Origin of the sequence: Alteriqipengyuania lutimaris (assembly GCF_003363135.1) — a bacterium.
GTDB lineage: Bacteria > Pseudomonadota > Alphaproteobacteria > Sphingomonadales > Sphingomonadaceae > Alteriqipengyuania > Alteriqipengyuania lutimaris.
Genome location: NZ_QRBB01000001.1, coordinates 1,140,113 through 1,153,500, shown reverse-complemented (window position 1 = coordinate 1,153,500; position 13,388 = coordinate 1,140,113). Strand labels below are relative to the sequence as shown.

Genomic DNA, 13,388 nt, shown 5'->3' with positions numbered 1-13,388 from the left:
GGCACGCGGGCTCTCGCCTAGCCTTCGAGCACGTCGCGCACATATTGGTCGAGCAGGCGCACGCCGTATCCGGTCGCACCCTTGCCCCAGGTCGCGCCCGGCTTGTTCGACCAGGCCATCCCGGCGATGTCGAGGTGCGCCCACGGCGTGCCGTCCTTGATGAACCGCTTGAGGAACTGCGCCGCGGTGATCGATCCCGCCTCGCGCGGACCGACGTTCTTCATGTCCGCGATCGGGCTGTCGATCAGCTTGTCGTAGGCCGGGCCGATCGGCATGCGCCACACCTTGTCGCCGCTGGTCTGGCCGGCGGTGGAAAGGTTGCCCGCCAGCGTATCGTCGTTCGAGAACAGACCCGCCTGCTCGTGACCCAAGGCGATCAGCATCGCGCCGGTCAGCGTCGCGAGATCGACCACGGCTGCGGGCTTGTATTCTTCCTGCGCCCAGTGGAGCGCATCGCACAGGACCAGCCGGCCTTCGGCGTCGGTGTTGATCACTTCGACCGTCTGCCCGCTCATGGTGGTGACGACATCGCCGGGACGCTGCGCCTTGCCGTCGGGCATGTTCTCGACGAGGCCGCACACACCGATCACGTTCGCCTTGGCCTTGCGCTTGGCGAGCGCGACCATCGTTCCGGCGACCGCGCCCGCGCCGCCCATGTCCCACTTCATGTCTTCCATGCCCGCGCCCGGCTTGATCGAGATGCCGCCGCTGTCGAAGGTGACGCCCTTGCCGACCAGCAGCGTCGGCTTGGCATTCGCCTCGCCACCGTTCCACTTCATCGCGAGGATACGCGAAGGCCGCTCGGACCCCTGCCCCACGCCGAGCAGCGCGCCCATCCCGAGCTTTTCCATCTCGGCATCGTCCAGCACGGTGATCTCGATTCCCGTTCCTTCGAGCGCCTTGCGGCAGCGTTCGACGAAGCTTTCGGGATAAAGGACATTGGCCGGCAGCGTGACCAGTTCCTTGGTGAACTCGACGCCCTCTGCCAGCGCACCCTCGCGCGCCCATGCCGCATCGATTCCCTCGGGCGCGCCGACCACGACCACGCCCTTGAGCGAGACCTTCTCCGCATCCTTCTGCGTGGTGCGATATTCGTCCCACCGCCATGCGCGCAGCCGCAGGCCGAGCAGCACGGCGGCGGCATCGTCTGCCGAGAGACTGGAGTTCGTGAGATCGAGCGCGAGGCTCTCTTCGCCCGAAGTGAGGAACTTCGCAGCGAGTGCGCCGCCCGCCTTTTCCAGGTTCGCGCGACGATCCTTCGCGCCCGGATCGCCCGCGCCTGCCAGCGCGACGCGCACCACCTTGCCCTCATGCTCGACGAAGCCGTCGACCACCTGCCCGGGCGAACCCTTGAAGCGAGCGCGCCTGGCCCCTTCGGCCAGCACGGGGGCAATCCCGTCGGGCAGCGAATCCTTGTTCGCGATCGAGGCGATCAGGGCGGCGTCGGTGGGAAGGGTGTCGGCGAAGGTGATGTGCATGAAGAGGGAGTCCTTCGGAAAAATTCGAGTGATCGACCGGATGGCCGGCTGACGGACCCGTGGCCTGGCGGCCACAAAGCGCGTCGCTGTCGCGCCCCCCGGTAAGTGCGATTGCGATTAGGCAGGGTGAGTGCAATAGGCAAGCGATGCGCCCCACGAACCGTTCCGCCCTGTTTCCGATCGCGAATCGCGGATCGCTGCTCGAAGGCGTGGCGCTGACGGCCCTCGCCACGCTCGCCATCGTGGCTCCGGCCCGCGCGCAAGACACTGCACCAGACCCTGCGCCAGACACTGCGCAACAGCAGGCCGACGACGAGGAAGCGGGTCCGGTCGAAGAGGCGGTCAACGACTATATCGACGGCGACAGCCCGCCCCCGCCGGGCGGCCAGCGGGACATCGGCTTCGAAGCGGACACGCTCGAATATGATTCGACCGGCGACACGGTGATTGCGCGCGGCACGGTGGTGCTGCGCGAAGGCGACCGGTCGGTGCGCGCCGACGAAGTCCGCTGGAACCGGCCCGCAGGCACGATCAATGCCAGCGGCAATGTGCGCTATGTCGATGGCGACGGAAACCAGCTCTTCGCCAGCGAGCTCGAGCTGACCGATGCGTTCGAAACCGGCGCGCTCGAAGACCTGCTGCTGGTCCTGCGCGAAGGCGGGCGGCTGGCGGCGGAACGCGGCGAGCGGACCGAGGACGGACGCATCTCGCTCGTGCGGGGCGCCTATTCGGGCTGCGCGGTCGTGACCGAAGACGGCTGCCCCAAGACGCCGAGCTGGAAGATCACGGCCGAACGGGTGGTCTACGATCCCGACACCAGCCGCGTGCGGTTCGAGAACGGCTTCTTCTCGCTGTTCGGCCAGCGCATCCTCCCGCTCCCCACGCTCGAGCTGCGGACCGACGGCGGGCCGAATTCGGGCTTCCTCGTGCCGAGCCTGCGCATCTCGCGCTCGAACGGGGTCGAAGTCAGCGGCAGCTATTACTGGCGCCTCGCGGAGAACCGCGATCTGGAACTGGGCGCGTATGTCTTCACCGAAGCGCCACCGATGGTGAGCGGGACCTATCGCGAGCTCAGCAATGACGGCGCTTTCGAGGCGACCGGCTATCTCACGCGCAGCCGCCGGGTCGATCCCTTCACCCTGGCGTCGCAGGGCGAGCAGGATTTCCGCGGCTACCTGTCCGCCAACGGACGCTACAACCTGAGCGATCACTGGCGCTTCACCGGATCGGCGCGCATCGCCAGCGACCGGACCTTCCTGCGCCGGTACGACATCAGCCGCGACGATCGCCTGCGGACCGTGGGCGAGCTGGAGCGGATCGATGCTAACAGCTATTTCGTGGTGGCCGGCTTCGCGACCCAGACGCTGCGGCTCGACCAGCCGCAGGGCCAGGTGCCCGTCGCGCTGCCGCTGATCGACTATCGCCGCCGGATCGACGACCCGCTGCTGGGCGGCACGGTGACCCTGCGCGGCAACAGCCTCTCGATCGTCCGTCCCGAAGGGCAGGATACCCAGCGCGCGCTGGCCTCTGCCCAATGGAACCTGCGGCGCGTGACGGGGCTCGGTCAGGTGGTCGAATTCACCGCGCTGGCCCGCGGCGATGTCTATCATACGCAGGAGAGCGCGCAGACGCGCTTTGCCGCTTATCGCGGCGAGGATGGCTGGCAAGGCCGCGCAATCGCGCTGGCCGCAGTGGATGTCTCGTGGCCGCTGGCAGGTCCGCTTTTCGGCGGGACCCAGGTGCTCACGCCGCGGGTGCAGGTGGTCGGCACTCCGCCGATCAGCAATACCGACATACCCAATGAGGATTCGCGCGCGATCGACCTCGAGGACGTGAACCTGTTCTCGCTCAACCGCTTTCCCGGGGAAGACCGGTTCGAGGATGGCGCGCGCGTCACCTACGGCGTCGACTGGGAAGTGACGCGGCCCGACTGGCGCGTGTCCGCCAATATCGGCCAGTCCTATCGGCTCGACGACAAGGCGATCATCTTTCCCGACGGGACAGGACTGTCGGACCGGTTCTCCGACATCGTCGGGCGCACCCGCGTGCGCTACAAGGATTTCGTCTCGCTCACCTATCGCTTCCGGATGGACAAGGACAATCTCGCCGCGCGCCGGACCGAGGTCGACGCGACCATCGGCAGCCGGAAGACCTATGCGGAAATCGGCTACCTGAGGCTCGACCGCAATATCCCCCAGATCAACGAGGATCTGGGCGACCGGGAGGAACTGCGCGCCGCGGGCCGCGTGGCCTTTGCCGACAACTGGTCGGTGTTCGGCGCAGCCGTGGTCAACATGACCAATCGCGACGAGGACCCGACCCTGGAGACCGACGGGTTCGAACCGATCCGGACCCGGCTCGGCGTCGCCTACCAGGACGACTGCATCGATCTGGGCGTAACCTGGCGGCGCGATTTCGTGAGCCAGGGCGATGCGCTGCGCGGCAACACGATCGAGCTGACCTTCCGCCTGCTCAATCTCGGCTTCTCCAATTAGAAGGCGCGCGGGTCACGCGCGTCGATCGGCAGGGCATCGGGGGCACGTCCATTGGCAGGTCCGCGCGAACGCGCTAGAGGCGGCACCCAAACTCAGCAAAGGTTCAGCCGCGCGGGCCCCATAGGAAGGGACGCGCGCACCGACCGCGCCCGGATTTCACAGGACGACAGGCTTTCTTCGTGACCGATAGCATTCTCAGCAAGTTCCCCTCCTCCACGCTTCACGGCGCGATCGGCGCGATCGCGGCCTCGGCGCTGGCGATCCTCCCCGTGGCCGCACAGGCGCAGCAGGCTCAGGAAGCGCAGGCCCAGGACGCCCAAGCCCAGGAAGCCCAGCAGGCTTCTGCCGACGATCCCTTCGGCTTTCCCACCGACGGAACGCTGTTCGGACAGCAGGACCCCAACAAGCGCACCGCCACTGCCAAGGTGAACGGCGCGGTCATCACCGGCACCGATATCGACCATCGCGTCGCGTTGGTGCTGGCCGCTTCCGAGCGGACCGAGCTTGCTCCGGAGGAAGAACAGCAGCTGCGCATGCAGGTGCTGCGCAACCTGATCGACGAGACGCTGCAGATCCAGGCCGCCGCAGCGCAGGAGCTGCCGGTATCCCAGGACGAAGTCGAACAGCGCTATCGCGCGCTCGCCCAGCAGAACTTCGCCCAGAACCCGAGCCAGATGGATGCATACCTGATCGGCGTCGGCTCTTCGCCCGCCGCGCTCAAGCGCCAGATCCAGGGCGAGATTGCGTGGAACAATCTGCTCCGCCGCAATGTCGCGCCCTTCATCAACGTCTCCGCCGAAGAGGTGAACGACACGATGGAGCGTCTGAAAACCTCGCGCGGGCAATCAGAATATCGACTCGCCGAAATCTATCTGTCGGCCACGCCGGAGACCGCCGCTGCGGTTCAGCAGAACGCCGCGCGGATCATCCAGCAGATTCGCGAAGGCGGCAGCTTCCAGGCCTATGCCCGGCAGTTTTCCGAATCGACCACCGCTGCGGTCGGCGGCGACCTCGGCTTCGTCCGCCTCGCCACCCTGCCCGAAGAGATGGCCGAAATAGCGCAGGAGATGCAACCGGGCCAGCTGGTCGGCCCGGTGCAGATTCCGGGCGGTTACGTGATCATGCTGCTGGTGGACAAGCAGCAGGTGCTCACCGCCGATCCGCGCGACGCGGTGCTCAGCCTCAAGCAGATCTCGATCGGGATGCCCGCAGGTCTGAGTCAGGAAGAGGCCAATGCCCGCGTCAAGCGGTTCTCCGAAGCGGTTTCCTCGATCCGCGGCTGCGGCGATGCCAACCGGATCGCCGAGACGGTGGGTGCGGACGTGGTCGACAACAACTCGATCAGGGTTCGCGACCTGCCCGAACAGTTGCAGGGCTCGATGCTCCAGCTGCAGGTCGGCCAGGCGACACCGCCCTTCGGTTCGCTCGAGGAAGGCGTGCGCGTGCTGCTTTTGTGCGGTCGCGACGATCCTGAAACCGGTGCCGAACCCGATTTCGACCAGATCATGGACCGGATCGAGGAAGAGCGTATCAGCAAGCGCGCGCAGCGCTTCCTGCGCGACCTGCGCAACGACGCGATCATCGAATACAACTGAGCGTGAAGAGCCTCGCGGTCAGCCTGGGCGATCCGGCCGGGATCGGACCCGAACTGATCGCACAAAGCTGGGCGCGGCGCGACGAGTTCGCGCTGCCTCCTTTCTTTGCGATGCACGGGCGCGAGGTGCTGCTCGCCGCCGCGGAGGCGCGCGGGCTGGACATCGCGGTAGAGCCCGTCGCCAGTCCCGGCCAGGCCGCGCGGGTCTTCCCCGTGGCACTGCCGGTGCTGGGCGAGCTGGATGGTCCCTATGCCCCCTCCGCGCCCGACCGCGACGGGGCGAAGCTGGCGCTCGAATCGTTGAGCGCGGCGGCGCAGCTGGCCGTTTCGGGGAATGCGAGCGCCATCGTCACCGCTCCGGTCGCCAAATCGCAGATCGCCAAGATCGATCCCGGCTTCGTCGGGCAGACCGAATTCCTCGCCGATGCGTGCGGCATGGCACGCGAGGATGCGGTGATGATGCTCGCCGGACCATCGCTCAAGACCGTGCCGATGACCGTGCACTGCGCGCTCGCCGATGTGCCCGCGCGCCTCTCGCACGATCTGATCGTCCGGCGCAGCCGGATCGTCGCAGCGGCGCTGCGCAGCGATTACGGCATCGAACACCCTCGCATCGCCATCGCCGGGCTCAACCCGCATGCGGGCGAGGAGGGCCGGATGGGGCGCGAGGAGATCGAAATCATCGCCCCCGCCATCGCGACACTATGCGCCGAGGGCATCGACGCCACCGGCCCGCATCCCGCCGACACGCTCTTCGCCCCGCACAGGCGCGGCAGCTACGACGTTGCGATTGCGATGTATCACGATCAGGCGCTGGTCCCGATCAAGGCGCTCGATTTCGATGAGGGCGTGAACGTCACGCTCGGCTTGCCCCTGGTGCGCACCTCGCCCGACCACGGCACCGCGTTCGACATTGCCGGACAGGGCGTCGCCCGGCCCGACGCGATGATCGCCGCGATTCGCATGGCGGGCGAGATCGCAGCGCGGCAGAGCGCGGAATGACCGTCGACCTCCCACCCTTGCGCGAAGTGATCGCCGCGCATGGCCTCAGCGCGTCGAAGTCGCTCGGCCAGAACTTCCTGTTCGACGAGCAGTTGCTCGCCCGCATCGCGGCCCTGCCGGGCGATCTTTCGGGCCGACGCGTGCTCGAAGTCGGCCCCGGGCCCGGGGGGCTGACACGGGCGCTGCTGCGCGCCGGAGCGAAGGTCACCGCCATCGAGATGGATCGGCGCTGCCTCCCCGCCCTCGCCGAACTGGGCGCGGCCTTCCCCGGTCGGCTCACCATTATCGAGGGCGATGCGCTCAAGCTCGATCACGATGCGCTGATGGATGGCGAGCCCTACGCGATCCTTTCCAACCTGCCCTACAACGTGGGCACCGGGCTCTTCACGCGTTGGATGGGGGGAGAGGGCTGGCCGCCCAACTGGACCAGCCTGACGCTGATGTTCCAGCAGGAGGTGGCGCAACGGATCGTCGCGCAGCCCGGCGGCAGTGCCTTCGGGCGGCTCGGGGTGCTGGCGCAGTGGCGGGGCACCGCAAAGCTCGCGATGAAGGTCCACCGCAGCGCCTTCACGCCGCCACCCAAGGTGATGAGCGCCATCGTCCACGTGACCCCCGCCGCGATGCCGGAAGGCGTCTCCGCCGCGAAGCTCGAGGCGATCACCGCCGCCGCCTTCGGCCAGCGCCGCAAGATGCTGCGCCAGAGCCTCAAGGGCGTGGCGGGTGCGCTGGGCGCGCTGGAGGCGCTGGGTATCGATTCGCAACGGCGTGCCGAGACGCTGAGCGTCGACGAGTTCGTCGCGATAGCGCGCCGTCTCTCGCAGTAGCTCTCGCCACACCGCTTGGCGTTGCGCGCCCGCCCCGCTAGACCCGCGCGCAATATGGACAGCGAACATCTCGAAGCGATCGACCAGGCGGCCATGTGCGAACAGGCGCTGCGCTGGTCGGCGATCAACAGCGGCACCGGCCATCTCGATGGCCTTGCCAAAATGGCCGACGAACTGACCGAGGCCTTCTCCGCCCTTCCCGGCAAGGTCGAGCTGGTCGATCCCGCGCCCGTCGTCGCGATCGATGCGGAAGGGCGCGAGGTCGAGGTCGCCAATGGCAGGCATCTCGTCTGCCGCGTGCGGCCGGAAGCGGAGCGGCGCCTGATCCTGACCGGGCACATGGACACGGTGTTCCCGCCCGATCACCCGTTCCAGGAGAATAGCTGGCTGGACGACAAGGTGGTCAACGGCCCCGGTACGGCGGACATGAAGGGCGGGATCGCGGTGATGCTGCACGCGCTGATGGCGCTGGAGCGCAGCGGCGACGGCGCAAAGCTCGGCTACGACGTGATGATCAATGCCGACGAGGAAACGGGCTCGCTTTCCTCCGCCGCGCTGATCGAGGACCTGGCGCGCGGAAAATACGCCGCGCTGACCTACGAGCCTGCTGCGACGCCCGAGGGCATGCTGGCCCATGCGCGCGGCGGCAGCGGCAATTATTCGCTGACGATCAAGGGCCGCGCCGCCCATGCGGGTCGCAACCCGCAGGACGGGCGCAACGCGGTGCTCGCCGCATCGGCCATCGCGCTCAAGCTGGAAGCGCTCCAGCAAGACGATATCTCGATCAACCCGGCGAAGATCGACGGCGGATCGGCCAACAATGTCGTACCCGAGCACGCGGTGCTGCGGTTCAACATCCGGCCCAAGGCCCCCGATGCGGCCGATCGCTTCGCGCAGCAGCTGACCGCACTCGTCGGCGAGGTGCAGCAGGCACGCGAAGTAGACATCTCGGTCCACGGCGGCGTCTCGCGCCCGCCCAAGCCGGTCGACCGCAAGGCGCAGGCGCTGTTCGACCTGGTGCGCGACTGCGGCGCGCAGCTGGGGCAGGAGATCGACTGGAAATCGACCGGCGGCGTGTGCGACGGCAACAATATCGCAGCCACCGGAGTGCCGGTGGTCGACACGATGGGCGTGCGCGGCGGCAAGATCCACTCGGCCGACGAATTCATGATCGTGCCCTCGCTGTCCGAACGCGCCGCACTCTCCGCCCTCGTCCTCTCCCGCATCGCGAAGGGAGACGCGCTGTGAGCTTCGTGATCCGCCCCTCGCGCGAGGACGACCTCGAGCATCTGTACGAAATGGCCAAGCTGACCGGCGGCGGCTTCACCAACCTGCCCGCCGACCGCGATGCGCTGGCGGGCAAGCTGGCAACCTCGGCCAAGGCCTTCGCCAACACCGGCGACGAGCTGGTCGACGAAACCTTCGTGCTGGTGCTCGAGAATACCGAGACCGGCGCGGTGCGCGGCACCTGCCAGCTGATGACGCAGGTCGGCCAGCAATGGCCGTTCTATTCCTACCGCCTCAACACGCTGACCCAGTACAGCCAGGAACTGGACCGGACGGTACGCGCCGAAATGCTGAGCTTGTCCACCGATCTGGAAGGCTGCAGCGAGGTCGGCGGGCTGTTCCTTCATCCCAACGAGCGCGCCGGCGGCCTCGGCCTGCTGCTCGCGCGCAGCCGCTACCTGTTCATCGCGATGCACCGCGCACGCTTTGCCGACCGGGTGCTGGCGGAGCTGCGCGGCATCATCGACGATCGCGGCGGTTCGCCTTTCTGGGACGGGGTCGCCGGGCGCTTCTTCGGAATGAGCTTCCAGGAAGCCGACTATTTCAACGCGATCAACGGCAACCAGTTCATCGCCGACCTGATGCCCAAGCACCCGGTCTATGTCGCCATGCTCGACGACGATGCGCGCGATGTGATCGGCCTGCCCCACCCCACCGGCCGCGCGGCGATGCGGATGCTGGAGAAGGAAGGTTTTCGCTACGAAGGCTATGTCGACATTTTCGACGGCGGCCCGACCATGCTCGCGCGGACCGACGATGTGGTGAGCGTGGCCGATGCCGCGCCGCGTCCGGTTGGCGGAACGGCGCTGGAGGGCGGCGAGAAAGCCCTCCTCGCGACCGGCACGCTGACCGATTTCCGCTGCTGCTACGGAGCGCGCGAGATCGACGGCGAAAGCATCGGAATCGGTGCAGACTGCGCGCAGACCTTGAAGGTGGGCGAAGGCGACACGGTGTGGAGCGTCCCGCGATAGTCTAGGGGCACCCCGCTCGTCCTGAGCTTGTCGAAGGGCGAATGGCAACAGAGCGCTGGCCGCGCTTCGACAGGCTCAGCACGGACGGAGTTATTCGTGACCAAGCTCAAAGAAATAAACTTCGACGGGATCATCGGCCCCTCGCATAACTATGCAGGGCTCAGCCTCGGCAATATCGCCAGCGCGAGCCATCGCGGGCAGACCAGCCACCCGCGCGAGGCGGCCCTGCAGGGCCTCGCCAAGATGCGCGGCAACCTGGCGCGGGGCCTGTCGCAGGGCTTCCTGCTGCCCTTGCCCCGCCCCAACCCGGTCCTCGCGAGCGTGCTCGCTCTCGATGGTTCGGAAGACCCCGGGCTACGCGCCGCGCCCTGGTCGGCCTCGGCCATGTGGACCGCCAATGCGGCCACCGTCTCGCCCGCCCCCGACACCGCAGACGGGCGCTGCCATCTGACGCCCGCCAACCTCATCACGATGCTCCATCGCGCGCAGGAGTGGCAGGACACCAAGGCCCAGCTCGACATCGCCTTCGGTGACCGACAGCATTTTGCGGTCCACGACGCGGTGCCACCCACCTTCGGCGACGAGGGCGCGGCCAACCACATGCGGCTGTGCGAGAGCCACGGCGAGGTGGGCGTCGAAGTGTTCGTCTATGGCCGACCGGGCGGCAAATTCCCTGCGCGCCAGCACGAGCAGGCCAGCCGCGTGGTGGCGCGGATGCACGGGCTCGACCCGGCATGCACCGTCTTCATCGAACAGAACCCCGAGGCGATCGAAGCGGGCGCGTTTCACAACGACGTCGTCGCGGTCGCCAACGAGCGTGTGCTGTTCACCCATGCGCGCGCCTTCGCCGATCCGCAGGCGGCCTATGGCGCGATGCGCGAGGCCTTCCCGGCCCTCGAACTGGTCGAAGTGCCCGAGGATGCGGTCAGCCTGGAAGAGGCGATCCGCACCTACCTGTTCAACGCACAGCTCGTGACGCTGCCCGATTCTGGGGCCGATTCGACGATGGCGCTGATCGTGCCGAGCGAATGCCGCGAGTCGACAAGCGTCTGGCGATTCTGCGAAGGCATGATCGCGGGCAATGGTCCAATCCGGCAGGTGATTCCGGTCGACGTGCGCCAGTCCATGGCCAATGGCGGCGGCCCCGCCTGCCTGCGGCTGCGGGTGGTCGCGGACCCCGCAAAGGTCGATTCGCGCTTCCTGCTCGACGAAACGAACGCCGACCGGATCGAGTCCGTCATCGCCCGGCACTGGCCGGAAAGCATCGAACCGACCCAGCTTGGGACGGATGCATTGACGCAGGAGGTGCAAACCGCGCGAAACGCGCTTCTCGACACGCTAGATCTGTCCGAACTGAGTTAACGCTCTGGCCACCGCGTCGGGCAGGCTTACATTCGAATCCACGTTAACCTTCGCATGACCCGAAATCTTGGGTTGGCATGCGAATTGCGACGGTGAAAACGCCATCGCGTTAAGGATTCCGGATGCTTCGCAAGATTTCCCGCCTGTTCGTCATCAAGACCCGGATCGAGGCGTTTCTGATCATCTACGCGCTGGCGCTGGGCGCGATGAGCCGGGGCGCGGCCTACCTGACCAAATATCCCGGCGTGTTCGGCTGGCTGCTGTATCTTGCCTGCACGGGCGCGGTGTTCATGGCGGGCGCGAAGATCCTCGATTGCCTCAAGTACGAAAGCGGTGAGAAGGTGGCGCCTCCTGGTCTCACGCAAAGACGCTAATATGCCGCGCTAGGGGCTTCGTTCGTCGTAATTGTTCAAGATGCGGTTCAGGCCAGTTCCTCGTCGCGCGGCATATTAGCGTCTTTGCGTGAGAGCATTCTGACGATTGGGAAAGTGGGGGATTCTGTTGCTAGGCTCCCCCGGGCCCCCGGTATCCGTTCTGTTGCCCGGTCGGTCCAACCGCGCTTTAGCTTTGTAAATTCAGGCCGTTAGGCCATCAAATTACGCAGCGAGAGCGAGTGCTTCGTTATCGTTGGCACTTGTGAAAAGAGCTTTTTACGGAGTGCTCATTCCGGGCAAAAACGGTGCCTTTCAACGCATGTCGATCCTGGTTCGGCCCCATCAGGAAGCCCGCCCCTCTCGCTATCGGGACCGGGCCTTTTGGTGGAGCCGCCGGGTACTGCCCCCGGGTCCATTGCGTCTATTATACACCGCAGTTTATCACCATAGCCGGTCGAAACCGGCACCGACCTATATAGGCGTTTGCGGCTTAATGTGAAGTGGATGGGACGTTACGATTTTTCCGATAATCGTCACCCCCGCGGAGGCGGGGGCCCAGCTCCTGCCGCCGAAATTGCAGATGCTGGGGTGATGGGTTCCCGCCTGCGCGGGAATGACGAAGACGAGGAAAGGAAGCTACTCGGCTTCTCCTCTCACCCCATCGGCCCCTTGTCCGGCGCGTAATCGGCCCCGCCCCGCTCCGCCTTCAGCTCGGCGAGGATTTTCTTGAGCACGTCGAGCTGCGGGTCGGTCGGCACCTCGTCGCTCTTGGAACTGTCCTCCACCTCGGCCTGCTTGCGCTGCATTTCCTCGGTCACGCGGTTGACGCCGCGGACCAGCACGAACAGCGCGAAGGCGACGATCACGAAATTGATGATCGCGGTGATCAGCGCGCCGTAGCCGATCATCGCCACGCCCGCCTCTTTGAGCTGTTCGTAGTTGTCCAGCGCGCCCTCGTAGCCCTCGGGTATCTCGCCAAGCCGCAGGAACCAGTTGGAAAAGTCGATATCGCCGAACAGCCAGCCGATGACCGGCATCAGCACCGCGTCGGTCAGCTGGGTGACGATCCCGCTGAAGGCCGCGCCGATCACCACGCCGACCGCCAGATCGATCACGTTGCCGCGCGCGATGAATTTCTTGAATTCCCTGAACATGTGCGACGCGGCCCCTTTCCTGCTATTCGTCGCATGAGCATTGGCATAGCGGCGGGAACCAGACAATCTGTCGCCCTGTTGCTTTCTCGCCCTGTCGTCGCACCCGGCCTTGCGTGCGCGCGCACGTGTCGTATATTGGCAATACACCATTTTTCCGGAGAGATAATTCGATGGCGTACCGCACTTTCGTTCGCTCGATCCTGCTTGCGCTCGGCCTCGTCGCCCTGAGCGGTTGCGGCATCAACTCGGTCCCCACGGCGGAGGAAGAGGCCAAGGCCCGCTGGGCCGACGTGCAGAGCGCGTACCAGCGCCGCGCGGACCTGATCCCCAACCTGGTCGAAGTGGTGCGCGGCGCCGCCTCGTCCGAGGAGGAAATCCTCACCCAGGTGATCGAGGCGCGCGCCAGCGCCACGCAGACCCAGCTGACGACCGACGACCTGAACGATCCGCAGGCGATCCAGCGCTTCGACCAGGCGCAAAGCCAGCTCGGCGGCGCGCTGTCGCGGCTGCTCGTGACGGTCGAACGCTATCCCGAACTGCAGAGCCAGGCGCGCTTCGCGGACCTGATGGTGCAGCTCGAAGGCACCGAGAACCGCATCGAAGTGGCGCGCAACCGCTACAACGAGGCGGTGCAGAACTATAACACCACCATCCGCACCTTCCCCGCAACGATCGCCGCGAACGTGATCTACGGGGCGGAGCCGATGGAAGGCTTCCAGGCCGAGGCGGGCAGCGAGGTCGCTCCCGATGTCGACCTGAGCGATCTGTCGGGCGGCGGCAATGCCGCGGCACCCGCCAACGACAACAGCGCCGAAGGCCAGGCCGCGACCGGCACCGACAATTGATC

Annotated in this window: 11 protein-coding genes and 1 other RNA gene; 9 read left to right on the top strand and 3 right to left on the bottom strand. The window is 66.6% G+C overall.

Annotated elements, in window-relative coordinates; genetic code table 11:
• Positions 1-17 precede the first annotated feature (17 nt).
• The gene (locus DL238_RS05740) at positions 18-1,478 is read right to left on the bottom strand and encodes a leucyl aminopeptidase (protein ID WP_115491384.1); all 1,461 of its coding nucleotides are present in this window, start codon (positions 1,476-1,478) and stop codon (positions 18-20) included.
• A gap of 146 nt (positions 1,479-1,624) precedes the next feature.
• Between DL238_RS05740 and DL238_RS05735 the strand changes: the two genes are divergently transcribed.
• The 8 genes from DL238_RS05735 (at position 1,625) to DL238_RS05700 (ending at position 11,387) form a co-directional block, all read left to right on the top strand.
• Positions 1,625-3,973 (top strand): LPS-assembly protein LptD, encoded by a 2,349-nt coding sequence (locus DL238_RS05735; RefSeq protein ID WP_115491383.1) that lies wholly within the window; start codon positions 1,625-1,627, stop codon positions 3,971-3,973.
• A 179-nt stretch (positions 3,974-4,152) separates the two neighbouring features.
• Positions 4,153-5,568: a peptidylprolyl isomerase gene (locus DL238_RS05730; protein ID WP_181883836.1), complete on the top strand. Its 1,416-nt coding sequence runs from the start codon at positions 4,153-4,155 to the stop codon at positions 5,566-5,568.
• Positions 5,565-6,569, top strand: coding sequence for a 4-hydroxythreonine-4-phosphate dehydrogenase PdxA (gene pdxA / locus DL238_RS05725; RefSeq protein WP_115491382.1), 1,005 nt, complete (start codon positions 5,565-5,567; stop codon positions 6,567-6,569). Before DL238_RS05730 ends, pdxA begins: the two co-directional genes overlap by 4 nt.
• Positions 6,566-7,393, top strand: a complete 828-nt coding sequence (gene rsmA / locus DL238_RS05720) for a 16S rRNA (adenine(1518)-N(6)/adenine(1519)-N(6))-dimethyltransferase RsmA (RefSeq protein ID WP_115491381.1) — start codon at positions 6,566-6,568, stop codon at positions 7,391-7,393. Before pdxA ends, rsmA begins: the two co-directional genes overlap by 4 nt.
• Before the next feature lie 54 nt (positions 7,394-7,447).
• The gene (locus tag DL238_RS05715; RefSeq protein ID WP_115491380.1) at positions 7,448-8,641 is read left to right on the top strand and encodes a hydrolase; all 1,194 of its coding nucleotides are present in this window, start codon (positions 7,448-7,450) and stop codon (positions 8,639-8,641) included.
• Positions 8,638-9,651 (top strand): arginine N-succinyltransferase, encoded by a 1,014-nt coding sequence (locus tag DL238_RS05710; protein ID WP_115491379.1) that lies wholly within the window; start codon positions 8,638-8,640, stop codon positions 9,649-9,651. The genes DL238_RS05715 and DL238_RS05710 overlap by 4 nt, the downstream gene beginning before the upstream one ends.
• Positions 9,652-9,747: 96 nt before the next feature.
• Complete coding sequence (locus DL238_RS05705) at positions 9,748-11,013, top strand: N-succinylarginine dihydrolase (protein ID WP_115491378.1); 1,266 nt, start codon at positions 9,748-9,750, stop codon at positions 11,011-11,013.
• A 122-nt stretch (positions 11,014-11,135) separates the two neighbouring features.
• The gene (locus tag DL238_RS05700) at positions 11,136-11,387 is read left to right on the top strand and encodes a hypothetical protein (protein WP_115491377.1); all 252 of its coding nucleotides are present in this window, start codon (positions 11,136-11,138) and stop codon (positions 11,385-11,387) included.
• Between the two features lie 149 nt (positions 11,388-11,536).
• Here DL238_RS05700 and ssrA read toward each other — a convergent pair.
• Positions 11,537-11,891, bottom strand: a transfer-messenger RNA (tmRNA) gene (gene ssrA / locus DL238_RS05695).
• Positions 11,892-12,040: 149 nt separating this feature from the next.
• Entirely contained in the window at positions 12,041-12,541 is a 501-nt protein-coding gene (gene mscL, locus DL238_RS05690; RefSeq protein WP_115491376.1) for a large conductance mechanosensitive channel protein MscL, read from the bottom strand.
• 170 nt (positions 12,542-12,711) lie between these two features.
• On the opposite strand from mscL, the gene DL238_RS05685 reads away from it, so the two are divergent.
• Positions 12,712-13,386: a LemA family protein gene (locus DL238_RS05685; protein ID WP_115491375.1), complete on the top strand. Its 675-nt coding sequence runs from the start codon at positions 12,712-12,714 to the stop codon at positions 13,384-13,386.
• Positions 13,387-13,388 lie beyond the last annotated feature (2 nt).